This is a genomic window from Hydrotalea sp. GW822-HT8A01, from assembly GCF_058798575.1.
This window is the reverse complement of record NZ_CM179506.1, coordinates 813,861-839,216: the sequence shown is the minus strand read 5'-3', so window position 1 is coordinate 839,216 and position 25,356 is coordinate 813,861. Positions and strand designations below refer to the sequence as shown.

Sequence of the window (25,356 nt, the reverse complement as noted above, 5' to 3'; positions counted from 1 at the left end):
TTTAATATGCTATTGTGATGAATTTAACGGCCGATTTAACAAACACTTTTAATTATTCCCTTTAATTTGCTCCAGTTAATATATGCTGAAACAACTGTCTAATGCTACTTTTTTATGGTACAATAGAACGGCAACCATACCAAAAAACCCTATTCGGATGCAGAAAACGCTTAAGCTTTTGACTCTTGCTTTATTTCTTAGTTCCTTTCACCTGTGTGTATATGCCCAACAAAAAGCCGATACAACCATTACCTCTATAGATGCAGATCTGATTAACATCTTCAATCAAAAAACACCTAAAAAATATAAAATTGAATCCATTAAAGTAACCGGCAACAAATATTTTGATGAAAACCTGCTGATTTCGATCTCCGGATTAAATGTGGGTGATGAAGTGGTGATTCCGGGCGGCGATAATTTTTCAAGAGCCATTAATAAATTATGGAGTCAGAATTACTTCTCGAATGTTGAAATTTATATTACCAAATTAGTAGGTACTAATATTGACATTGAAATAAATGTTACCGAAAGGCCACGCCTCTCAAAATTTTATTTTAAAGGCATTGGGAAAGGAGCTACCGACGATTTAAATTCCAAAACCGGACTAGTGCCGGGAAGGGTAGTTACCGAAAACATGAAACGTACTGCTTCAGAAGCCATTCGTAAATATTTCTTCGATAAAGGCTATCAAAATGCCCATGTAACCATTCAGGAAATAAAAGATTCTACCCGTTCTAATTCAATGGATTTGGTATTTGTGGTAGACAGGGGCGGAAAAATTAAAATCAGCGATATTTATTTTGCCGGCAATACTGTAGATGCCGCCAAACTAAAAAAACAAATGAAGGGAACCAAAGAAAAAGGCCATTTAACCTTATTCCCATCGATTGATTCCAGCGGGTTTATTAAACCACAACCCTATACTTTTCAACAATACATGCGTGATAAAGGCTTTTTAAACTTTACAGATACACGTAAAGTAGTAGCTCCATATATCCGCATAAAACCCTTTGTTTCTGCCAAATATAATGAGAAGAAATATAACGAAGACAAAGAATCGATTATTGATTTTTATAACTCCATTGGTTACCGCGATGCTCAAATTGTAAAAGACCAGGTATTTAAAAATTCAAAAGGAAATTTAGATATTGATATTGCAATAAGTGAAGGCCATAAATATTATTTTGGAAACATTAGCTGGAGGGGAAATACCATTTATTCTGATTCTATTTTAACTGTAATACTCGGCATTAAAAAAGGCGATACGTACAATATGGAAATATTGAACAAGCGCCTGGGTAAAGGTGGCGGTGCTCCCGATGGTAGTGCCGATATCAGCAGCTTGTATTTAGATAATGGTTACCTTTTCTTCAGAGCTGATCCGGTTGAAACTGCAGTATACAATGATACCATCGATTATGAAATCAGGATGGTAGAAGGTCCACAAGCTACTATTAAAAATGTACGGATTTCAGGCAATGATAAAACAAAAGAATATGTTATCCGACGCGAATTACGCACCATTCCGGGTGAGAAATTTAGTAGAACCGATCTAATTCGCTCTCAGCGTGAAATTGCGCAGTTAAATTATTTTAATCAGGAAAAAATTGGCATTAATCCTATTCCTAACCCTGATGATGGAACAGTAGATATTAACTATACATTGGAAGAAAAATCAAGCGATCAGCTGGAGCTGAGTGCCGGCTGGGGTGGTGCTATTGGATTAACCGGAACAGTGGGTGTTTCCTTCAATAACTTCTCCATCAAAAATATATTCAGTAAAAAAGCCTGGGACCCATTACCAATGGGCGATGGACAAAAATTGAGTTTCCGTGTACAAAGTAACGGGCGGGCATTTCGTTCCTATAATTTCTCTTTCACTGAACCCTGGGTAGGGGGTAAAAAAAGAAATGCATTAACTTTTTCTATTTACGATACCAAATTTGCCAATGCCTACGACCCGCTTACCGGTACCTATACTGCAGCAGCAGCAGGTCGTTCATTCCTAAAAACAACCGGTGCTTCGGTATCTTATAGCAAACAGTTAACCTGGCCCGATGATTATTTTTCCCTTTCATTCTCTGTAAACTATACGCGTTATCAATTGGTGAATTATGCCATCAGCCAACAGTTGAAATTGAGGGATGGAACCTTATTTAACAATGGTATTTCCAATAACTTCAACTTTAAAGTTGCATTGCAACGATCTTCTGTTAACCAGCCTTTATTCCCAACTTCGGGTTCTACATTTTTGGCCAGTTTAGCAGTAACACCGCCATACTCAGCATTTAATCCGGGTGTGGTTACACAAAACGATCCGTACAATTTTATTGAATACCACAAATGGCGCTTTAATGGTGAATGGTATGTGCCTTTAAGCAAAGGCACCGGTGAAGATCACAATAAAATGTTTGTATTGAAATTAGCTGCTAAGTTTGGTTTTCTGGGAAGGTATAATCCGCAATTGCAAATTTCGCCGTTCGAGCGTTTTCAGTTGGGTGATGCCGGTTTAAGTAACCAGTATGCTTTAATTGGATATGATATCATTTCGCAAAGAGGTTATCCAGTGTATGAAACTTCTAATCCAAGAATCAACCCTGATCAAACCGGCGCCAGTCAGTACTTCACCATGTTTAATAAGTATACGGCAGAATTAAGATATCCATTAAGTTTAAACCCGAGTAGTACTATTTATGCAGAATCCTTTTTTGAAGCAGCCAATGGATGGTATGATTTAAAAGATTACAACCCTTTCCAATTAAGGCGTTCAGTGGGTGTGGGTATGCGCTTCTTTTTGCCCATGTTCGGATTGCTGGGATTTGATTATGGAATAGGGTTAGATAGGTATACTCCCGGTGCCAGCTTAAAAGATATTTCCAGATTTACCTTTATGTTAGGATTTGAACCGGAATAGGATTGTATTAAATTTGCTTAATTTGTATGGTTAAATACAGCCACTGCAACCAAGCAGGAGGATGTTCATAAATTGAAAAATACAGGTATGAAAAAATTATCATTTTTACTGATTGGCTGTATCCTGCTCAGTCTGGGTGCAGTGCAGGCGCAACGTTATGCCGTAATAGATACCAAGTATATTTTAAACAAAATGCCCGAATATGTTCAGGCAAATAAACAAATTCAACTGATTAGTGAGCAGTGGCAAAAAGAAATAGATGATAAACAGGCTGCACTGGATCAGATGTATAAAAATTATGCCGCTGAACAGGTAATGTTAAGCGATGAACTAAAAAATAAACGCGAAGCAGAATTGTTTAATAAAGAAAAAGAGGTACGTGATTTGCAGAAAAAAAGGTTCGGTTATGATGGAGATGTGTTTAAAGAACGCCAACGATTGATAAAGCCAATTCAAGACAAAGTATACAATGCCATTCAAAAAATTGCTGTTGAAAAAGCTTATGATTTTGTTCTGGATAAAAGTGAAGGAATTACTGTTATATTTGTCGACCCAAAATTAGATAAGAGTGATGATGTACTGCGCGAACTGGGTATAAAACCTTAAAATAACACAAACAAAAAACAATCTATAAAACAAAAAAAATGAAGAAAGCAATAGTATTATTTGCCGCCCTTGGTTTGAGTATGGTAATGGTGGGCACTACAATGGCCCAAAACATTAAAATTGGTATTTTCGATGAACAAAATGTTTTGGCATTAATGCCCGGTATTCAAAAAGTAGATACGCTTTTGAATCAATACATGACCGATTCGCTGAATGTACAAAGAGATTATGCCATTAGCGAGTTTAAAAGAAAAGACAGTATTTACAAAGCAGATTCTGCCCGTATGAATTCCAGTATGAAATCAATTATGCAGAAAGATTTGGCTGATCAGTTTGCCAAACTCCAAAACTGGCAGCAATACCAAAACCAAATGATGCAACAAAAACAACAGCAATTATTGCAGCCATATTATGATATAATTGGAAAGGCTTTTCAGACTGTAATGGCAGAGCAAAAATATAATTATGTATTTAAACCCGATGCACTGTTGTATGCTGAAAAATCGGAGGAATTAACATTACGTGTACTGGCTAAAATGAAAATTCCTTTACCCAAAGAACTGGAAGACCAAATAAAAGCGTTGGGTATTAGTACTTCAGGTGGAACAACACCCTCTAAAGCACCTGTGAAACACTAAAAATATTTTAAACATCAATAAAGAAGTATCCGCAGCATGAAAAGGTCGGATGCTTTCTTATTTTTGAGCTATGCTAACACAGAAGGGTCCAATTGGCGTATTCGACAGTGGTTATGGCGGGTTAACTGTTTTAAAAGAAGTAACTGCTTTATTGCCGCAATATGATTATATCTATTTGGGTGATAATGCCAGAACTCCGTATGGTTCACGCAGTTTTGAAACGGTTTATCATTATACCCTGCAATGTGTAGAATGGTTTTTTGCCCGGGGTTGTTCGTTGGTGATTGTAGCATGTAATACAGCATCTGCTAAGGCATTGCGTACCATTCAGCAAAAAAATCTACCGGTTATTGGGGCTCATAAACGTGTGTTGGGTGTCATCAGGCCTTCAGCCGAAGTTATTGGGTCATTTTCCAAAACTGGGCATATCGGTATAATGGGTACCCAGGGAACGGTATCATCACAATCTTATCCACTCGAAATTAAAAAGTTTTTTCCCGAAGTAAAGATTTGGCAACAGGCCTGTCCTATGTGGGTACCACTGATCGAAAATAACGAACACCTTAATGCCGGCGCCGATTATTTTGTTACTAAATACACGCAACAATTATTGGCGCAAAGTGCAGCTATTGATACGGTTTTACTAGCCTGCACGCATTATCCGCTATTGTTCAATAAAATTAAAGCCGCATTACCGCCACATATTCAGGTAATTGTGCAAGGTGGAATTGTAGCCAAAAGTTTGCAGAACTACTTAATGCGACATCCTGAAATGGATGAAAAATGCACCAAAAATGGCAGTAAATCTTTTTTTACTACGGATGATTCAAAAAATTTTGAGCAACAGGCCGGGTTATTTTATGAACTACCCATTCAGGCCATGCAGGTAGAAATAGGTTAAAACTGCTTTTGTATACCTCTTTTTCAATAATATTTGCATTCCGCTTCATGTTTTTTTGCATTTGAATGAGCAGAAATAGGCTGAGTTAAAAAAAATTAGGGCAAAAGTTCAAATTTTCAGTCTGTGCCCTTACCTTTGCCATCCTTTCACAAAAGAGTGGTATGGTGGCCACTGTTGAAGTTGAAAAATTATTATTGGGTTAGAAAAATAAAATTATTATGAAACGTACATTCCAACCACATAAGCGTCGCCGTAAATCGGTTCACGGTTTTCGCAAACGTATGCAAACTGCTAATGGAAGAAAGGTATTAGCCAGTCGCAGAAGGAAGGGTCGCAAAAAATTAACCGTATCCAGCGAGAAAGGATTAAAATAGTCAATTTCAATTCTATTCATATCTTTAAAAGCCTCACCTTCGGGATGAGGCTTTTTTCATGTATAATTTTTTAAATATGTCTGGCCTTTTTTCATATTCCAAACACGAAAAATTAAAAAGCCGCAAGCAAATTGAGGTTTTGTTTGTGAAAGGTATGCAACTGTACAGTTATCCTTTTAAAATTTTATATCAAATAGCACCACGAACGGGTGATGATGCGGTGTTAAAAGCAGGGGTAACGGTTAGCAGCCGACATTTCAAAAAGGCGGTACAACGCAATCGGATTAAAAGATTAATGCGTGAAGCATACCGGTTAAATAAAGTTAAACTGCAGCAATTATTGACTGAAAAGCCACACCAACTGTATTTGTTTATTATTTATGTTGGAAAGGAAATGCCCAATCAGCAAAAACTACATTCGGCATCACATAAATTACTGGTTCAATTGTACCAGATTTTGCATGAAATGGATACTAAAAATACTTAGTTGGCCTTTGATTGGGTTGATAAAATTTTATCAATACGTCATATCGCCCAATATTGGCCCTAAATGCCGGTATACGCCCACCTGCTCACAATATGCCATTGAGGCATTAAAAAAATATGGCATTTTTAAAGGTGGTTGGCTTTCTATTAAACGTATCAGTTCATGCCATCCCTGGGGTGGCCATGGCCATGATCCAGTACCTTAAATTTATTTTACCGTTGGTGGTGCCGTTAAGGCTTTTAATTTTGCAAGCTTTTCCCTTATTTCATTTGATGTGTAAAAACGGTATACTTCCGGTTCTTTATCGCCTACTTTTTCAATCGAGGTCATTCTGTGAAAAGGGGGCACTACAAAAGCATCCATATTCGCTGTAATTTTTACAATATTACTTGGCGTAACAAAAAAATTGCGATTGGTTGCACTTACATTTTTACCTTCAATCAGTTGGCTCAATGAGTCAATTCCTCTTTCAATGGTTTCCTGTTTAATGGTATCTACTTTAGTTTTAGGTGCACTATAATTTTGATAAGCCCCTGCAATGGTATCCTTTCTTGCATTCAAAATATAATAGCCATTATCATTTACCGAAATGGCAGAGCTTTTACCGTCTTCATCCTTAAGAGTAAGCGTTAATGGTCCTGCAACATTAAAGTCAACTGTTTTGTCATTTGAGCCGGCTCCCCCACTAAGGGTAATGGTTTTGGCATCCATATTAACATCTATATTACCGGTAGCTACAATCATTATTTTTTTAGTGTTATTAGTAGAACAAGCTGCCAAAAAAATACCCATTATAGTTATTAATCCAATGTTACGAAGCATACATATATGTTTTAAATTGAAAAATAAAGGCGTTGCTGCAATTTAGGTTAGTTATTATTTTCAGCATAAATTTTTTCAATATCTGCTGCATATTTTTCCATAATAATTTTTCTGCGCAGGCTCATTTTTGGTGTCATTTCACCGGTTTCAATGCTCCATTCAACAGGCAATAATCTAAATTTTTTTATTTGTTCCACGTGGTTGAATAACTGGTTGTATTTATCAATTATTTTATTGTAATGTTCCAATACTTTGGGGTTTTCAATAGCCTGTTGATTTGTTGTAAAAGGTATATTATTTTCTTTCATCCATGATTGTAATGTACTGAAACTGGGAACAATAAGTGCTCCAACAAATTTTCTTTCGGGGCCTACCACCAATACCTGTTCAATGAAAGCATTTTCTTTTAATTTATTTTCAATGGGTTGCGGTGCTACATATTTGCCTCCACTGGTTTTAAACAATTCTTTTTTGCGGTCGGTAATTTTTAAAAAAGTTCCATCTTCCCATACACCAATATCTCCGGTATGTAGCCATCCATCAATTACAGCTTCGGCAGTTAAATCGGGGCGTTTATAATAACCAACCATTACACAAGGGCCGGTTACTAAAATTTCACCATCATCTGCCAGTTTCACTTCAATACCATTAATGGGTGGGCCTACTGTGCCAAATTTCATTCCACCTGCAGCTTTCCTGTTTACACAAATTACCGGACTGTTTTCGGTAGGTCCATAGCCCTCATACACGGGAATTTTGGCAGCATTAAAAATGCGTAATAATTTAACCTGACAGGCGGCACCACCTGTTACAATATATTGCACATTGCCTCCCAAAGCAGCACGCCACTTATTAAAAATAAGACGATTGGCTATTGCCAGTTGTGTATTGTACCAAAATCCTTTATTGATTCTATTATCGTATTGTGTACCCAATGATACAGCCCAAAAAAACAACCAACGTTTTATACCGGTTAACTGGTTACCGGTATGCATAATTTTTTCAAAAACTTTCTCTAACAAACGGGGTACCGTTGTAAAACCATCGGGTTGTACTTCTTTTAAATTATCGCCAATAGTTTCTAAACTTTCGGCGTAATAAATAGATATACCACTATACAGGTAAATATAAGTAACCGTTTTTTCAAATATGTGATTGAGTGGTAAAAAGCTTAATACTTTTGTGTGTGGTGCATCTTCAAAAGGGAAACTTTCTTTACTAAACATTACATTGCTGTAAATATTGGTATGGCTCAGCATTACACCCTTTGGGGTACCTGTAGTTCCGGAAGTATAAATGATGGTAGCCAAGTGTGTAGCCGGTATTTGTGCCCGAATTGTTTGTACCCTTTGCAGGGCTGCATCATCTTTTATCAATAACTCACTCCAATGTCTGGCACCTTCTATTTTGTTAAAAGTGAAAATATTTTTTAATGTAGGAACATTGGGTTGAATAAATTTTATTTTTTCCAATAAATCAACACTACTGATGAAAAGGGTAGTCACTTTTGAATCGTTTAAAATAAATTCAATTTCTAACGGATTGGTTGTGGGATAAAGCGGTACCAAAATGGCTCCTGTTTGCTGAACAGCCAAATCGGTAATAATCCACTCAGGGCGGTTATTACTAATAATGGCTACTTTATCGCTGCCTTCGGGCGTAAAATCATTTCCACTTAAACCGAGTGATAAAAGACCGGCACTTAATTGCAAGGCGGTTTGCTGCACATCCTGCGTACTGTAGCTGTGCCATTGCCCATTTTCTTTTGCTGCCAGCATGGTTTCTTTTGGAAAATGTTGCAATTGATGGTCTGTTACTTCAAATAATCTTTTGGGTGTTATCATATTGGCAATCGTTATAAACTAAAATATTGCGGTAACGGTGTTTTTAATATTGAACACGATACAAATTAAGTAAACATCGTTAATTAAAAAAACAGGAATGATAGGGGGTGAATAAGAAAATCTATTTTCTTAAATCAATGCTGGCATTTTAATATTAAGTAAGTGTATTATTGATGATAATACTGGCCTAAAGGAATTTTAAAAATACGACTGGCCTGATATTGTTTAAAAGCATCGGCCTGTGCAGTATGTGTTTGCACCCAATTTTGATAATTAACAGGACTGGCAGCAGCACCAAATATCCATTGGTTATAGGCCTCAAACATACCATCTCTTAAAAAGTATTGCCACTGATCAAAAAGGCGGGAGGGAAATTGCTGGTTTAGGCCGCTATTATACCAATCCAAAATAAAACGGGTTCTTACAGCCATTAAATTATCGGGTGTTACACCCGTGGCAATTTGATAAATACTATTTTTTAACACCTGAAAAAAGGCCAATGCAAAAGGTGTTTTTTTATAACCGCTGCCCCATTGTTCGGGTTTGTATTGGGTATATAGTTTTTTATAAGCATCTAAAATGGTGCTTTTCATGCTGGCAGTGCGGGTAGTGTAACTTTCCAAATTAATGAATATTTCGCCATAGTACATTACCCACAACAGGTTATCATTGTTTTGTGCATAATACATGGCTGCATTGAAATAGTTGCTGCTGTAATTTGGGTCTGCCTCAATGCCTTTTTCCCAATATTGAATGGCTTTGTCTAATGTTTTATTCATGGCCAACATTTCGCCATATTCATTGTATAATACACCACTATTGGGGAATTTTTTTAAACCTTTTTCATATAAATCGCCAGCCTCTTTGTATTCTGCAATGGCTTTATAGCACATGCCCAATATTTGATAGGCTTGTTCATCGGCGCCAGGTTGGGCAATAATTTTTTTGCTGACATTAATGGCGCTGGTATAATCTCTGTTCAAAAAATTAGCGAAGGCCAAATCTTTTTGTATGTCTAAGTTGTTCGGATCTTGCTGTAATGCATTGTTCAGCACCATTACTGCATTATCGTAATCGCCCTGTTGCATTAATTGTTTGCCATCTTTATACAACTGGGCAGCATCCTGGGTTTGCGCCTTTGCCATTATTACCAATAAACCAAAAAAACATAGAAAAACAACATGTTTCATAAAAATACATTTCAGGCTTTGGCGAAAATACACTTATTCATAAATTAAATGTGTTAATAAACCATCGCGTAATTTAGGTTCAAACCAGGTGCTTTTAGGAGGCATTACATTATTGGTATCTGCAATGGTGAATAATTGTTCCATGCTAACAGGAAATAAACTGAACGCCACTTTCATTTCACCGCTGTTTACGCGGCTTTCCAATGCTGCCATACCTCTAATGCCACCCACAAAATCAATTCTTTTATCTGTGCGCTGGTCTACAATATTAAATATGGGTTCTAAAATATTTTTTTGCAAAATGCTAATATCTAAAATACCAATGGGGTCAGTATTGAAGCTGCCGGGTTTAGCGGTTAATTGATACCAGTTGCCATTAAGGTACATACCCATTTCGTGCGAAGCAGCAGGTTTCAATGCTTTTTCTCCGACGAGATGAACTGTAAATTTTTTTGATAATGCTGCTAATAAACTTTCCTGTGTATGCCCATTTAAGTCTGATATTACCCTGTTATAATCCATTATCGATAACTGATTAGCCGGGAATAAAGTGGTTAGAAAATAATTGGCGGCTTCAGGTATTTTACCATTGAACGATTGCCTTACTTTGGCAGCAGAAGCAGCCCGGTGGTGGCCATCGGCAATATAAGTTACCGGCACATGTTTTGCGAACAGGTTAGTAATGGTTTCAATAGCATCACCATCGTTAATTACCCAAATGCTGTGTTGCACGGCATCATCGGCCACAAAATCGTACCCGGGTGTTTTAGCGGTGGTCCATTGTGTAATAAAAGCATCAATGGCATCAACATTTCGGTAAGCAAGAAATACATTGCCTGTTTGGGCACCTGTAACGGTTATGTGATTAATACGGTCCTGTTCTTTATCGGGCCGCGTAAATTCATGTTTTTTGATGATGTTGTTATCATAATCATCTACTGCACTGGTACAAACCAAGCCGGTTTGGCTTTTGCCATCCATAATTAAACGATAAATATAATAACAGGGTTTTGATTCATAAAACAGTATTTCTCTTTTCAAAAATGCATCTAAATTTTGTTTGGCTTGCAGATATACTTCTGGTGCATGAACATCTATTTGTTCGGGCAAATCAATTTCACTTTTAGTAATGTGCAGAAAGGAAGCGGGATTGCCTTGTGCTTCAATTTTTGCTTCGGCACTGCTTAATACATCGTAAGGTTTACTGGCCACTTGTTTTGCAAACTGTGGTTGTGGTCTTAAAGCTTTAAAAGGTTGAATAATCGCCATGCTATCGTACTTGTTTAAATGATTTAAAATAATTTAACCGTGTTTTTGTGCAAAATCCTTCGCCAGTTGGCAAAATGCCTGAACACTTTCTAACGGTAAGGCATTATACATGCTTACCCTTAAGCCACCTACAGTTCTGTATCCTTTTACACCAATTATTCCATTTTCGGTGCAGGTTTTTAAAAAAGGCTGCAATAATGCTTCCTCTTTCATAAAAAATACTGCATTCATTAAGCTTCTGTCTTCTTTTGCAATGGCCGTTGTAAAAATGGGTAAACTGTCAATCGTTTGGTATAACAGGTCAGCTTTTTGGCGGCTTCTTGTTTTCATAGCAGCCAATCCACCTTCTGCAACAATCCATCTAAGGGTTAATAATGCTACATAAATAGCAAAAACCGGCGGAGTATTCATGAGCGATTTTGCTTCAATGTGTTTTTGATAGTGCATAATGGGAGGCACCGGCTTTTGTACCGAAGCTGCCCATTCTTTTTTGATGACCACCAATGTTACCCCTGCGGCACCCATGTTTTTTTGTGCACCCGCATAAATGAATGAAAATTGATTAAAGGGCATGGGTCGGCTAAAAATATCGCTGCTCATATCGGCTACTAATGGCAAATTTGTGGGTGGTATTTGATGCCACTGTGTTCCTTCAACCGTATTGTTGGTGGTAATATGCAGGTAATTGGCTTTTTCAGGCAGCGATAAATTTTTAGGAATATACGTATGATTTTTATCTTTAGAAGAAGCTGCAATATGAACATTCCCAAAATAACCCGCCTCCTGTATAGCCTTACTGCCCCAAATGCCGTTATCGCAATAAGCGGCAGTTTCGCCGGGCGATAAAAAATTCATGGGAATTTGCATGAATTGCGTGGTGGCTCCGCCGTGTAAAAACAAAACTTCATAATCATCATTCAACTGCATCAGTTGTTTTACCAACATTTTTGCTTCTTCTAATACTGCTACAAACCAATCGGTACGATGCCCAATTTCAAGGATAGATAAGCCAATGCCATTAAAATCGTGTAAGGCCGCAGCAGCCTGTTCTATTACCGTAGCCGGCAAAATAGAGGGGCCGGAATTAAAATTATGTTTTTTCATGGTTGCTAAAAAAAGTGCTGCAATTTAATCAAATAGCAGCAAAGCAGGCCGTTAATAAATATGCATTAAAAGAGTATTGGGTTTAATCGTGTTCGGTAATGCCGCCGCTAATGATAAATTTCATGGCATCTGCAGCATTTAAATTGCGAATAATACGTACCCGATCTTTTGGAACAATATAGGTTATGCCGCTAATGGCGTAAGAATGTGGCACATATACTACAATATGGTCGGGCAGGTTTAAGCCGGCAGCATCTTTATTGGTAATAAACCCCATTCTCCAAACATCAGTAGCATCTACATTCACCATTACCGGCTTATCAAATTTCTTTTTGTTGCCCGAAAATGCTTCAAAAAAATCTTTTACCGATGAATAAATAAATTTTACACCAGGGGTATGTTCCAAAATAGAATCAAAAGCTTCTACAATTTTAGAGAAAATAAATGAGGAAGAAATACGACCCACTAATAAAACCAAAGTGAGCACTACTATAAAACCAACACCGGGTATACGTTTCAGACTGCCATCGGAATCTACCTTTATTAAACTCGGAAAAATGGCGTGAATAATATTGGGAAGAATGCCATCAATAAAATTAAACAAACTAATAACCAGCCAAATGGTAATACCAATGGGGGCAAGTACGGCAAGCCCTTGTAAGAAATATTTAAAAATATTTCGGAGAAAGAGTTGAAATATCAAGGAAAATCGTTCCTTTTTCATACCACAAGTTTACAATAAATATGCATATAAAAATGCAGGATGCCATTTTACTTTTTTTATTGCCAAAAACGGATAATAACAATGCATCAATTTAGTAAATTCAAATAATTGATGGAAGCGGCATGTCCCTTTTTAGCCGTATCAATTGTTATAAATAGATACACTGCAACTATTCATCATTCATTAAAATTAAAAAGCCATGGAAGAGTTTTTACTAATTTTCAGACACGAAAACGCTACAGGAAAAGTTTCTCCCGAACAAATGCAAATTTGGATGCAGTAACAAATGGAATGGGTAAACAGTATTGCTGCCCAAAACAAGTTTATGAGTGGTACCGGTTTATTGTTTGAAGACGCAAAAGTAGTACACCATAACAAAATGGTTACCAACGGGCCATTAGGAGATATTAAAGAAATCCTTGGCGGATTTATTCTCATCAGGGCCGAATCGGCTGAAGAAGCAGCCCAATTTGCAAAAGGTGCGCCGGTATTACAGGGAGAAGGCAATACGGTTGAAGTAAGAGAAATCATGTGGCATTAAACAATGGATATTTACAAACAACCATTATTATTATCTGTTGCTTAGCTATTTGTATCATGCGCATCATACAAATATAAAAAAATTGTTTAATGCTGGCATATTCACTTTGCCGGTCAGTCATTGAAAAAAATTGTATTCAACAAAAAATGGCCTGTTTACATGTTTAAAATTTATTTTACCCAACAACCTTTACAAACTTATTCTCAATTCAAAAAACTGATAACCGAACGTTTATTTGTTCATTCATCCTTCCCCTATACCATTCATGTAAAAATAATATTAAAAAACAGCATAGAAACTTTGGCTACGTTAAAAGTTTCCATAGTTTTGCGCCCGTTATGGAAAATGAAATGCGAATTATTACAAAAGCCCATGAGCTATTTATGCGCTACGGCGTACGTAGTATAAGTATGGACGAAATTGCCTCGCAGTTAGGCATGAGTAAAAAAACCTTATACCAATATTTTACTGATAAGGATAATTTGGTAGAACAGGTAATACAAGATGAAATTAAAAGAAATGCAGAGCGCTGCACTTTTCAATGTCAACAAAGCGAAAATGCTATACACGAGGTTTTCTTGGCTATTGAAATGGTAGAAGACATGCTGAAAAACATGAATCCGCTATTGTTGTATGAATTGGAAAAATATCATCCCAAAGCTTTTCGACAATTTTACGAGCATAAAAACAAGTTTTTATATCAGGAGATTACTCGCAATTTGAAACGAGGTATTGAGGAAGAGTTGTATCGTTCTGATATAAAAATTGATATTATGGCTGCTTACCGAATCGAGTCAATTTTCTTAATATTTAATCCTGCATTCAATCAATCTATTGGTAAATACAGTTTGGCAGAATTGGCTGAAGCCATTACGCAGCATTTTTTATATGGAATTGCAACCACAAAAGGCCAAAAGATAATTACGAAGTATCTCCAAAAGGAATTTAATCGCATATAAACTAAAATATCTAAAACGTAAACTAATAAATGAAGGGTATGAAACAAAAATTAATGATACTGCTATTTGTTACCATTGGCAGTAGTATTGTGTTAAGGGCCCAAACCGGTGAGGGAACACATGCATTTTCATTGCAACAATGTATTGAATATGCACATAAAAACAATGCTCAAATTAAAAATGCGTTATTAAATGTTCAAATGCAGCAGCAAGTAAACCGTGGGGTAACGTCAGCCGCATTGCCGCAATTAAATGGTGGTATTAGTACCAATTATTATCCAAATGTTGCTGTGCAAAGTTTCCCCAACTTTATTGCTGCAGCTACTTATGGTGTATTAGTACAGGAAGGAGTAAAAAATGGAGCTGGAAATCCAATCGTTGCTCCATCAGATTTTGGGTATGTGCAGGCACAATTCGGTACGCCCTATAATGCTACTGCAAGTGTAGCCCTTTCACAAATTTTGTTTGATGGTCAGGTGTTTGTTGGTTTACAAGCACGTGCTACATCCATGCAATATCAACAAAAAAATGTTGAAGTAACCGAAGAAAATATTAAGGCTAATATTTATAAAGTATACTATCAGTTAGTAGTAAGTAAAACACAGGTAGCATTGCTGGATGCTAATATTGAACGCTTTCAAAAGTTGTTACATGATACTCAAGAAATGTATAAAAATGGATTTGCAGAAAAATTAGATGTAGATAAAACTTCTGTTCAATTAGCCAACCTGCAAACAGAAAAACAAAAAACATTAAACAGTATTGCTGTTGGTTATTTGGGTCTTAAAATTTTGCTTGGCATGCCCATTAAAGATTCATTACTTCTTACCGATAACATTAATGAAGATGCGATAAAAGATAATATTTTAAATGATACAGCTTATCAATACATGAATCGGAAAGATTTTCAATATCTACAATTGGTAAAAAAATTAAATCAATACAATGTAAAGCGTTATCAAATGAGTTATTTGCCAACTGTAACCTTATCGGGTTCATTTGCGAAACAGGCTTTTCGTAGCCAGTTTAACTTTTTTGATAAAAAGGGTGACTGGTTTACCGCTTCTGCAATTGGTTTAAATATTAGTGTGCCCTTGTTTGATGGTTTTGCAAAGGATGCGAATATTAAGCAATCACGTTTAGCTGTGAAACAAACCGATAATTCTTTAGATGCCTTGAAACTTTCTATTGATAACGATGTAAAAACTGCTCAACTAAACTTTGCAACTGCTTTAGAAACACTCGATTTTCAAAAGAAAAATATGCAGTTAGCTGAAACCGTGTACAACCAAACAAAAAAGAAATACGAGGTTGGAACAGGAAGTAACACAGAAATAACTTCTGCAGAAACAGACCTAAAAACAGCCCAAACCAATTATGTTAATGCATTGTACGATGCTGTAATTGCCAGGGTTGATTATTTAAAAGCAACCGGAAAATTATAATTCATTCAAAAAAATAAATTTATTATATGCAAAAAATATTTCAATACACTATAATTGCTACAACTGCTATTACAATGGCTGCCTGTTCGGCAAAGTCATCTTCTTCTGAAGTGCAAAATGAAAAGCAGCAATTGGCAGATTTAAAAAAACAACAGCAAAAAATAAATCAACAAATTAGCGATTTAGAAAAAAAGCTAGCACAGCAAGACACCAGTTTTGCCAATACTGAAAAAGCGAAGTTGGTTGTTTTATCAACTGTTGCGCCACAAACATTTATCCATTATATCAATTTACAAGGACGCGTTGATGCTGTTAATATTGCTTATGTAGCTCCCAAGGGTGCGGGTGGTGTTGTAAAAGCTTTATATGTGAAGAAAGGTGATAAAATTCATAAAGGGCAGTTACTATTGCAATTAGATGACGCCATAGCTAAACAAAGTTTAAATGCAGCACAACAGAATATGGCTACTGTTCAAACGCAACTTGATTTTGCCAAAACCTTGTATCAAAAACAAAAGAACCTATGGGATCAAAATATTGGTACGGAAGTACAACTAATTACTGCAAAAAACAATGTGGCAAATTTAGAAAGTCAATTGGCTACTTTGCAAAAACAATTAGATATTACCAAGCAACAATTAGAGTATACTAAGGTTTATGCGGATATTGATGGAGTTGCTGACGATGTAAATGTTCGTATTGGTGAATTGTTTACGGGCTTCTCCGGAACATCTCCACAAATTAAAATTGTTAATACTAGTAATTTAAAAGTTACTACACAAGTACCGGAAAATTATTTGGGTAAAGTAATGGTAGGTTCGCCTGTTAAAATAACCTTGCCTGATATTAATAAAACAATTGATGCCAATATTAGCGTTATTGGAAATTTAATTGATGCTAATAATAGGAGCTTTTTTGCTGAAGCTAAACTGCCTTCCGGAAAGGAATATTATCCTAATCAAGTAGCTGTTGTAGCCATTCAAGATTACAAAGCTAACAATGCAATCATCGCTCCCATTAATACTATACAGAATGATGAAAATGGGAAATATGTTTTGGTAGCTGTAAAAGAGGGTGGGCGTTTGGTAGCCAAAAAACGTCCTGTAAAAATTGGTATGATGAATAGTTATAATGTAGAAGTTTTAAGCGGTTTGCAACCCGGTGATCAAATCATTACTGATGGCTATCAAAGCTTATATGATGGTCAATTGGTTACTACACAATTGTAGTACCGTTATTTTTTATAGTTAACCTTATACATGCAGCTTTAAAATAAGTTTATGAGTTTATTAGAAGATATAAACAGCAAGTTCAAAGAGTTTGCACCAACTACATGGAGTATTAAAAACAAAACGGCCATGTATTTAATCATGCTCTTTGTAAGCATTGGTGGAATTTTTCAATTTGTTACATTGCCTAAAGAGCAATTTCCGGATATTGTTATTCCCACTATTTATGTACAAACTATTTATGTAGGTAACTCGCCTAAAGACATTGAAAACTTAGTTACCAGGCCAATTGAAAAACAAATTAAAGGTATTACTGGTGCAAAAATTAAAAAGTTTACTAGTACTTCACAACAAGATTATTCAGCTATTACTGTTGAATTTGAAACAGATGTGAAGACTGAAGTGGCCTTACAAAAGGTAAAAGATGCAGTTGATAAAGCCAAGCAAGATTTGCCTACTGACTTAACACAAGAGCCAACAGTATTAGAAGTTAGTTTTAGTGATCAACCCATAATGTATGTAAACATTAGTGGCGATTATGATTTGCAACAACTAAAAAAATATGCAGATGATGTAAAAGATGAATTGGAAAACATTCCGCAAATTAATCGGGTAGATGAAGTGGGTGCACCCGATCGTGAATTTCAAATTAATGTTGATAATTTTAGAATGGAGGCAGCCGGTATTACGTTTGATGATATTACGAATGCTGTACAGCGTGAAAACCTTGATATTTCCGGTGGTTTATTAGATGTAGGAAATATGAAGCGCAACCTGCAAATTAAAGGTCAGTTAAAAACTGCTGCAGACATATCTAAAATAATTTTGCGCAACCAAATGGGCGCCCCTGTTTACTTAAAAGATATTGCGCACATTAAAGATACTACGAAAGAAAGCGAAAGCTTTGCCCGATTGGATGGTAAAAATGTAATTACCTTAAACATAATTAAGCGTTCAGGTGAAAACCTAATTGAAACAAGTGATGCTGTGAAAGCAGTGGTTGAAAAAATGAAAGCATCATCACTTCCAAAAGATTTAAAGGCTGTTATCACCGGCGATCAAAGTATTAAAACAAGAAGTTCATTCAATGATTTAGTGAACTCTATCGTAATTGGCTTTGTGCTAGTTTTAATTGTGCTCATGTTCTTCATGGGCGTCGTAAATGCATTCTTCGTTGCCTTATCTGTTCCGCTAAGTATGTTTGTGGCATTTGTATTTTTACCCGGAGCAGACTTAATTGTAGGTTCACACGTTACCTTAAACTTTATAGTGTTGTTTGCATTGCTGTTTGGTTTAGGAATTATTGTGGATGATGCAATTGTAGTAATTGAAAATACGCATCGAATTTTTTCTCAAGGTAAAGGGAAAATACCTATACAAATATCAGCCAGAATGGCTGCAGGTGAAGTGTTTGTGCCTGTATTGGCCGGTACGCTTACTACATTAGCTCCCTTCTTTCCTTTATTATTTTGGCCGGGTATTATTGGTAAGTTCATGATTTATCTGCCAACCATGCTCATTTTTACTTTAGCAGCATCATTAGTGGTAGCATTTATTATGAACCCTGTTTTTGCGGTTGATTTTATGAATCATCCTGAAGGGGAAGAGAAGCCTGCCAAAAAAGAACTATTCAAAAAAGCTTCTTTTTGGGTTGCTATTATCATTGGTATTTTGTTAGATGTAATTGGATTAACTTTCTTTGGCAACCTGCTACTGTTCTTCATGATTCTGGTAGTATTTAATCGGTTTGTGTTAGATGATGCTATTCATTATTTCCAAAATCATGGCCTTCCATGGATAATGAATCACTATGAAAACCTGTTGCGGTGGGCATTATACGGATGGCGTCCGGTAAAATTATTGTTAGCAACTATTGCCTTGTTTTTTGTTGCACTTATTGGCTTTGTTGTTGCTATTAGTACAAACCACGTAGGTATAACTTTCTTCCCGAAAGGCGATCCCAACCAAATTTATGTTTATTTGAAGTTACCGGTTGGTACCAACGTGTTGTATACAGATTCTATTACACGTGTGTTGGAAGGTCGTGTAAATAAAGTTTTGGGTATTGATGAAGCCAAAGGCAAAACCAATCCTATTGTAGAAAGCGTAATTAGTAACGTTGCTGTTGGTGCTGCAGATCCCATGAGTGGTGATAGAAGTACACGTAGTGAATTAGGTAGAATACAGGTTTCATTTGTAGAGTATGAAAAGCGTCATGGCATTTCTACGGCGCCATATTTAGATGAAATTAGAGCCGTAATGAAGGGTATACCCGGTGCAGAAATTACTGTTGATCAGGAAAGCTCCGGGCCACCAACCGATCCCCCAATTAATATTGAAATTGCCAGCGAGAATTTTGATAATTTAATTGGTACTGCTACATCGTTGAAAAATTATTTAGATTCTATACAAGTGCCCGGAGTTGAAGAATTAAAGATGGACGTTGATTTAAAAAATCCGGAACTTACTTTAACCATTAATCGCGATAGGGCTTTAACGGAAGGCATTTCTACTGCACAAATAGGTCAACAAATTAGAACTTCTTTATTTGGTCGCGAAGTTTCAAAAATTAAAGAAGGAAAAGATGAATATAAAATTCAATTACGCAGTCAGGATTATCAGCGTCAAAATTTAAACGACTTGTTGAATATGCGTATTTCTTTCCGCGATATAGCTTCCGGTGGTGCAATTAAAAATATACCCATTAGTGCATTAGTAAAAGTTGAGCCAACAAACACCTTGGGAAGTGTAAAAAGAAAAGACCAAAAACGCTTAATTACACTGCGTTCAAATGTATTAACCAACCAGGGTTATGATGCAACAGGCGTAAATCAGGTACTGAAGAAATATATTGATCAGTTTAAGCCAAAAGTACCTGCAGGTGTTACTATTAAACAAACCGGTGAGGGTGAACAACAAGCTGAAACTGGTGCGTTTTTAGGTAAAGCCTTACTAATAGCATTGGGTTTAATTTTAATTATTTTAGTACTGCAATTCAATAGCGTTAGTAAGCCTATTATTATCTTAACAGAAATTATTTTCAGTGTAATTGGCGTGTTGTTGGGTTTTGCTATTTCCGGTTTGCAAGTATCGGTGGTAATGACCGGCTTAGGTATTGTTGGTCTTGCAGGTATTGTAGTTAAAAATGGAATTTTAGTAATTGAGTTTGCCGATGAACTACGTGGGCGTGGAATGAAAACTCGTGAAGCTGTAATTGCTGCAGGTAAAACACGTATTATTCCGGTATTATTAACTGCTTTAGCTGCTATATTAGCATTTATACCTATTGCAGTTGGTTTTAATATTAATTTCATAACGCTTTTCTCAGAATTAAATCCGCACATTTATTTTGGCGGTGATAATGTGGTGTTCTGGAAGCCTTTGTCATGGACCATTATTTTTGGTTTGGCTTTTGCCTTCTTCATGACATTGATTATTGTACCTTCTATGTACTTGATAGCAGAGCGTTTACGCAAACCTATGCGCCGCATGTTTGGTGGTAAATGGATTAGCTTTTTGGCTATACCGCCATTTACAATCATCTTCCTGCTATTAATCATAATAACACTAATTAATCACAGAAGGCATGTTCAAAAAAGGAAACGCATGCAATTGCAAAATGTTAATGATGCATTTATAGGAAGTTGGTTCTAAACTTCCATCAAAAAACAAAAACCGCTATGATTTTGTAGCGGTTTTTTATTTTTCCTATTTTGAAATAATTAGCTTTTGTATTTTCACTAAAAAAATAAGTATGCTGCAAAACCATGAAATTGATTACCGAATTATAGGCGAAGAAATGCAATATGTTGAAATTGAGTTAGATCCCAATGAAACCGCTGTTGCTGAGCCGGGTGCATTTATGATGATGGACGATGGCATTAGTATGCAAACTATTTTCGGTGATGGTAGTAATCAAAACAATGGATTATTAGGGAAACTGTTTTCAGCCGGAAAACGCATGTTGGTAGGGGAAAATTTGTTTATGACAGCTTTTACCAATACAGGAGTGGGTAAAAAGCATGTAAGCTTTGCGGCGCCTTATCCCGGTAAAATTATTCCATTAGATTTATATAGGCTTGGTTACAAAGTAATTTGCCAAAAGGATGCTTTTTTATGTGCTGCAAAAGGGGTTAGCATTGGTATTGAATTTCAACGCAAATTAGGTACAGGGTTATTTGGTGGTGAAGGTTTTATTATGGAAAAATTAGAAGGTGACGGAATGGCGTTTGTGCATGCTTGTGGCCATGTAGAACAAAAAGAATTGCAACCGGGTGAATTACTTAAAATTGACACGGGTTGTATAGTAGGTTTTACCGCTTCGGTGCAATATGATATTCAGTTTATTGGCGGTATAAAAAATACCATTTTTGGTGGTGAAGGTGTGTTTTTTGCAACTTTACGTGGGCCCGGAACAGTTTGGATTCAAACCCTGCCTATTAGTCGTTTGGCAAGCCGCATCTTGCAATATGCTACTTTTAAAAAGCGTGAAGAAGGAAGTGTGTTGGGCGGATTAGGTAATTTATTAGATGGTGATGGATGGTAAAATTAAAATAATATGGAGCAGGCAATTCAAGAACAATTAGTGCAAACATGTTTGCATTATTGGCATGAAAATTTACATAAAATAACATATTGCTTGTCGCTACTATCCGAAGAACAAGTTTGGCAGCAATCCAACCCCGTTACCAATAGTATTGGTAATTTAATAGTGCATCTTTGTGGCAACATTAGTCAGTACATATTGGCTACTTTGGGTGGGCAGGTATATCAAAGAAATAGAGATGCTGAATTTCAGCAACAACAACATGTACCTAAAGCAATCTTGTTACATCAATTAAACAATGTGTTACTGGAAGCAGAAAAAATTACTAAATCCTGTATTACTGATAAATGGCTTCAGCATTATGCGGTGCAAATTTACCATATGAGCGGGGTTGCCATCCTTATTCATGTTACAGAGCATTTATCATACCATACCGGGCAAATAGCTTTTATTACAAAGCAAATAACCAGTACCGATTTGGGTTTTTATGATGCATTAAAATAATTGTTTATGCAATATCTCGCTATGGCAAACACCTTATCATATGTTGAAATAATTGTTGCCGGAATTAATTAACTAAGCAGTAAATTCGTAACAGCAAAGTTGCTATGCATTATGGATAAACTTACCCAAAAAATTGCAGGATCAGGTTATTTTTCTAACGATAGTTTGCAGGCTTTTTTACAACATTGGCAACAGTGGAAATTACCGAAAGATTACATGCTGCTCAAAGAGGGTATTGTTTCCGATTATATTTATTTCGTATCATCCGGCCTGGCCCGTATTTATTATTTTAAACATGGGAAAGAAATTACCGAATGGCTGGCCATGGATGGTACTTTTTTTCTTTCTATTACCAGTTTTTTTAAACGTACACCCAGCAAACTGAATATCCATACCATTGAGCCATCTGTTATCATGGGTATACATCATGATGATTTGATGCGTTTGTGCGATGAATACCATGATGTGGAACGCTGGCTGCGTAAATTGTTAACCCGCTCATTGATTTCTTCTCAGCAAAGAATGGATGCCATACAATTTGAAACCGCCTTACATCGTTACCGGCGTTTGGCCGATGAGCATCCTACTATTTTGCAGCGGGTACCATTATCTTATATCGCTTCATTCTTAGGTATTACGCAGGAAACACTGAGCCGTATTAGGGCGCATCGTTAGTTTTTTGATAATTATCAATGAAAGGTGTTCACATTGGTATGAACTTTATGTTTCATTAATATATAATCATGAAACTTTCTACACTATTGCCTGCCCTTGCTATACTATGCAGCACACCCACGCTATATGCCCAATCGGGTAAAGCCAATGATTTAATAGCACGGATGACCTTGGAACAAAAAGTTGAATTAGTAGTAGGAATGGGTATGCGATTGCCCGGCCCAACTGCTGCATCAGATAAAAAAACCGATACCGGAAAACATGAAATTGCCGGATTTCAATTACCACCATCGCTACCAAAAGATGCTTCCATTCCCGAAAAAGTTCCGGGTGCTGCGGGCAGAACACATGCCATTGAAAGTCTTGAGTTGCCTTCATTAACCCTGTCGGATGGTCCGGCCGGCGTACGCATCAATCCATTCAGATCCAATCATCCTAACAAAACTTATTATGCCACCGCATGGCCGGTGGGAATTTTGCTGGCCTCATCTTGGGATACAGCATTGGTACAACAAGTGGGCAGGGCTTTTGGGAAGGAAGTGAAAGAATACGGTATTGATGTGTTACTGGCACCTGCCATGAATATACAACGCAATCCATTGGGCGGTAGAAATTTTGAATATTATTCTGAAGACCCATTTGTTTCAGGACATATTGCGGCAGCATTTGTAAACGGAATTCAACAAAACGGAGTAGGCACCTCTATTAAACATTTTGTTGCCAATAATCAGGAAACAAATAGAAACAGCGTAAATACCATTGTGAGTGAAAGGGCATTACGTGAAATTTATTTAAAAGGTTTTGAAATTGCCGTGAAAGAAGCCAAACCATGGGCAGTGATGTCATCCTACAATTTAATTAATGGAACGTATGCCTCAGAAAGCAAGGATTTACTGACCGGAATTTTACGCGATGAATGGGGCTTTAAAGGTTTGGTGATGACCGATTGGTTTGGTGGAAAAGATGCTGTTGCACAAATGAAAGCAGGCAATGACTTACTGATGCCGGGCACTATTTTGCAATACAATGCCATTCTAAAAGCAGTAAAAGACGGGACTTTAGATGAAAAAATTATTGACCGAAATGCCGCAAGGGTGGTTGATTTAATTTTAGAATCGCCTACTCATAAAAAATATGCTTATACCGATCAGCCCAATTTAAAAGCAGATGCGGCACTATCCAGAAAAGCGGCTGCTGAAGGTATGGTGCTGTTACAAAACAATAATAACGCATTACCATTGACGAATACCACTCAAAAACAAGTGGCTTTGTTTGGCAATACATCCTATGATATTATTGCCGGAGGAACCGGAAGTGGTGATGTAAATAAAGCCTACACTATATCATTAGAACAGGGATTATTAAATGCCGGTTTTACCATTGATAAAAATTTAATAGATGTTTATACTGCTTACATTACAACCGAAAAAGCCAAACAACCCAAGCCCCGTTTCTTTTTTGAGTTGGTACCTCGTGTAAAAGAAATGGATTTAGAATTGCCTTTGTTGCAAACTGAAGCCGATAAAGCAGCGGCTGCAATTATTACCATTGGTAGAAATGCAGGAGAAGGTGCCGACAGAAAAGTAGACAATGATTTTACTTTATCAGATGCCGAAAAAAATATGATTCGCCAGGTTTGCGATGCCTTTCATGCAAAAAATAAAAAAGTAATTGTAGTATTAAATATTGGCGGTGTAATAGAAACAGCCAGTTGGCGTAATATGCCGGATGCTATTATATTGGCCTGGCAACCTGGTTTAGAGGCAGGAAATGCTATTGCAGATATCATTAGTGGTAAAGTAAATCCTTCCGGAAAATTAGCAGTTACTTTTCCCATGAATTATCAGGATGAGCCTTCTGCAAAAAATTTCCCGGGAAAAGAGTTGCAACCTGCCCGGCACAAAGGGTTCTCTTTAATGGGTAATCCGGCTGAAGTGGTGTATGAAGAAGGCATTTATGTTGGTTACCGTTATTTTAATACATTTCATGTACAACCGGCTTATCCTTTCGGTTATGGATTATCGTATACTCATTTCTCAACAAAGCCTATTCACCTCAGTACTACTGAAATGAAAAAAAATATTACTGCTTCTGTAACAATTACTAATAAAGGCAAAAGAGCCGGAAAGGAAGTAATTCAGGTATATATAACGGCACCAAAAAGTGATATTGATAAGCCTTCTGAAGAGTTAAAAGCCTTTGTCAAAACAAAACTATTACAACCCGGCGAATCGCAAACCTTAACATTTATCATTTCACCTGCCGATATTGCATCTTTTCAAACCACGCAATCTGCATGGATTGCCGATGCGGGTACTTATACCATTAAAATAGGCAATTCGTCCGAAAACATTCTACAAACAGCCACTTTTCAATTGCCACGACAAATGATTACAGAGCATGTAACCCATTTGCTGGTACCAAAGCAGGCTATTAATGAATTGAGTATGCAATAAATTACAGCCCCTATAACAACCAAAAGTGCAATTCAACTCCAACCTGTTGCACAAATAAAAGGCAGCGTTTTTAGTTGCCTTTTTTTATGGGTTCCAAACTTTAGCATTTCATTGCAACAGGCGTACAA

General features: G+C 36.7%; 23 protein-coding genes. 17 read left to right on the top strand and 6 right to left on the bottom strand.

Going from position 1 to position 25,356, the window contains the following annotated elements:
- The first annotated feature begins 82 nt into the window (after positions 1-82).
- The 7 genes from AC3QLY_RS03745 to yidD all read left to right on the top strand — a co-directional run bounded on the left by AC3QLY_RS03745 (position 83) and on the right by yidD (position 6,125).
- Positions 83-2,914 carry a BamA/OMP85 family outer membrane protein gene (locus AC3QLY_RS03745; RefSeq protein ID WP_228733201.1) on the top strand — a complete coding sequence of 944 codons (2,832 nt, stop codon included), beginning with the start codon at positions 83-85 and terminating at the stop codon, positions 2,912-2,914.
- Positions 2,915-3,001: 87 nt separating this feature from the next.
- Positions 3,002-3,520, top strand: coding sequence for an OmpH/Skp family outer membrane protein (locus AC3QLY_RS03740; protein WP_068243730.1), 519 nt, complete (start codon positions 3,002-3,004; stop codon positions 3,518-3,520).
- Positions 3,521-3,558: 38 nt separating this feature from the next.
- Positions 3,559-4,158 carry an OmpH/Skp family outer membrane protein gene (locus AC3QLY_RS03735; protein WP_218331222.1) on the top strand — a complete coding sequence of 200 codons (600 nt, stop codon included), beginning with the start codon at positions 3,559-3,561 and terminating at the stop codon, positions 4,156-4,158.
- 70 nt (positions 4,159-4,228) lie between these two features.
- Positions 4,229-5,059: a glutamate racemase gene (gene murI / locus AC3QLY_RS03730; RefSeq protein ID WP_218331223.1), complete on the top strand. Its 831-nt coding sequence runs from the start codon at positions 4,229-4,231 to the stop codon at positions 5,057-5,059.
- Between the two features lie 218 nt (positions 5,060-5,277).
- Positions 5,278-5,433 carry a 50S ribosomal protein L34 gene (gene rpmH, locus AC3QLY_RS03725; protein WP_074419624.1) on the top strand — a complete coding sequence of 52 codons (156 nt, stop codon included), beginning with the start codon at positions 5,278-5,280 and terminating at the stop codon, positions 5,431-5,433.
- A 76-nt stretch (positions 5,434-5,509) separates the two neighbouring features.
- Positions 5,510-5,920 carry a ribonuclease P protein component gene (gene rnpA / locus AC3QLY_RS03720; protein ID WP_074419627.1) on the top strand — a complete coding sequence of 137 codons (411 nt, stop codon included), beginning with the start codon at positions 5,510-5,512 and terminating at the stop codon, positions 5,918-5,920.
- Positions 5,895-6,125 carry a membrane protein insertion efficiency factor YidD gene (gene yidD, locus AC3QLY_RS03715; RefSeq protein WP_074419623.1) on the top strand — a complete coding sequence of 77 codons (231 nt, stop codon included), beginning with the start codon at positions 5,895-5,897 and terminating at the stop codon, positions 6,123-6,125. The genes rnpA and yidD overlap by 26 nt, the downstream gene beginning before the upstream one ends.
- A 2-nt stretch (positions 6,126-6,127) precedes the next feature.
- Here the strand turns inward: yidD and AC3QLY_RS03710 are convergent, their stop codons facing one another.
- The 6 genes from AC3QLY_RS03710 to AC3QLY_RS03685 all read right to left on the bottom strand — a co-directional run bounded on the left by AC3QLY_RS03710 (position 6,128) and on the right by AC3QLY_RS03685 (position 12,873).
- Positions 6,128-6,742 carry a hypothetical protein gene (locus AC3QLY_RS03710; RefSeq protein WP_218331224.1) on the bottom strand — a complete coding sequence of 205 codons (615 nt, stop codon included), beginning with the start codon at positions 6,740-6,742 and terminating at the stop codon, positions 6,128-6,130.
- Positions 6,743-6,789: 47 nt separating this feature from the next.
- A complete protein-coding gene (locus AC3QLY_RS03705; protein ID WP_218331225.1) occupies positions 6,790-8,586 on the bottom strand; it encodes an AMP-dependent synthetase/ligase in 1,797 nt (598 codons plus the stop codon).
- A 167-nt stretch (positions 8,587-8,753) separates the two neighbouring features.
- Positions 8,754-9,776 carry a tetratricopeptide repeat protein gene (locus AC3QLY_RS03700; protein WP_288071302.1) on the bottom strand — a complete coding sequence of 341 codons (1,023 nt, stop codon included), beginning with the start codon at positions 9,774-9,776 and terminating at the stop codon, positions 8,754-8,756.
- A gap of 33 nt (positions 9,777-9,809) precedes the next feature.
- On the bottom strand, positions 9,810-11,045 hold the full coding sequence (locus AC3QLY_RS03695; RefSeq protein ID WP_218331227.1) for a DUF1015 domain-containing protein: 1,236 nt from the start codon (positions 11,043-11,045) through the stop codon (positions 9,810-9,812).
- A 33-nt stretch (positions 11,046-11,078) separates the two neighbouring features.
- Entirely contained in the window at positions 11,079-12,149 is a 1,071-nt protein-coding gene (gene serC, locus AC3QLY_RS03690) for a 3-phosphoserine/phosphohydroxythreonine transaminase (RefSeq protein ID WP_075051803.1), read from the bottom strand.
- 82 nt (positions 12,150-12,231) lie between these two features.
- Positions 12,232-12,873, bottom strand: coding sequence for a DUF502 domain-containing protein (locus tag AC3QLY_RS03685; RefSeq protein ID WP_074420801.1), 642 nt, complete (start codon positions 12,871-12,873; stop codon positions 12,232-12,234).
- Between the two features lie 286 nt (positions 12,874-13,159).
- Between AC3QLY_RS03685 and AC3QLY_RS03680 the strand changes: the two genes are divergently transcribed.
- From AC3QLY_RS03680 to AC3QLY_RS03635, 10 genes are all read left to right on the top strand, one after another.
- Positions 13,160-13,414: a YciI family protein gene (locus tag AC3QLY_RS03680; protein WP_288096293.1), complete on the top strand. Its 255-nt coding sequence runs from the start codon at positions 13,160-13,162 to the stop codon at positions 13,412-13,414.
- Positions 13,415-13,573: 159 nt separating this feature from the next.
- The gene (locus tag AC3QLY_RS03675; RefSeq protein WP_492990657.1) at positions 13,574-13,822 is read left to right on the top strand and encodes a hypothetical protein; all 249 of its coding nucleotides are present in this window, start codon (positions 13,574-13,576) and stop codon (positions 13,820-13,822) included.
- A gap of 2 nt (positions 13,823-13,824) precedes the next feature.
- Positions 13,825-14,373 carry a TetR/AcrR family transcriptional regulator gene (locus tag AC3QLY_RS03670; protein WP_492990655.1) on the top strand — a complete coding sequence of 183 codons (549 nt, stop codon included), beginning with the start codon at positions 13,825-13,827 and terminating at the stop codon, positions 14,371-14,373.
- Between the two features lie 38 nt (positions 14,374-14,411).
- Positions 14,412-15,818, top strand: a complete 1,407-nt coding sequence (locus tag AC3QLY_RS03665; protein ID WP_492990653.1) for a TolC family protein — start codon at positions 14,412-14,414, stop codon at positions 15,816-15,818.
- A 26-nt stretch (positions 15,819-15,844) separates the two neighbouring features.
- Complete coding sequence (locus AC3QLY_RS03660) at positions 15,845-17,047, top strand: efflux RND transporter periplasmic adaptor subunit (protein ID WP_492990651.1); 1,203 nt, start codon at positions 15,845-15,847, stop codon at positions 17,045-17,047.
- A 51-nt stretch (positions 17,048-17,098) separates the two neighbouring features.
- Complete coding sequence (locus AC3QLY_RS03655) at positions 17,099-20,701, top strand: efflux RND transporter permease subunit (protein WP_492990649.1); 3,603 nt, start codon at positions 17,099-17,101, stop codon at positions 20,699-20,701.
- Positions 20,702-20,801: 100 nt separating this feature from the next.
- A complete protein-coding gene (locus AC3QLY_RS03650; protein WP_492990647.1) occupies positions 20,802-21,593 on the top strand; it encodes a TIGR00266 family protein in 792 nt (263 codons plus the stop codon).
- A 12-nt stretch (positions 21,594-21,605) separates the two neighbouring features.
- Positions 21,606-22,097, top strand: a complete 492-nt coding sequence (locus tag AC3QLY_RS03645) for a DinB family protein (protein WP_492990645.1) — start codon at positions 21,606-21,608, stop codon at positions 22,095-22,097.
- 111 nt (positions 22,098-22,208) lie between these two features.
- A complete protein-coding gene (locus AC3QLY_RS03640; protein ID WP_492990643.1) occupies positions 22,209-22,772 on the top strand; it encodes a Crp/Fnr family transcriptional regulator in 564 nt (187 codons plus the stop codon).
- A 68-nt stretch (positions 22,773-22,840) separates the two neighbouring features.
- A complete protein-coding gene (locus tag AC3QLY_RS03635) occupies positions 22,841-25,228 on the top strand; it encodes a beta-glucosidase (protein WP_492990641.1) in 2,388 nt (795 codons plus the stop codon).
- The last annotated feature ends 128 nt before the right edge of the window (positions 25,229-25,356 follow it).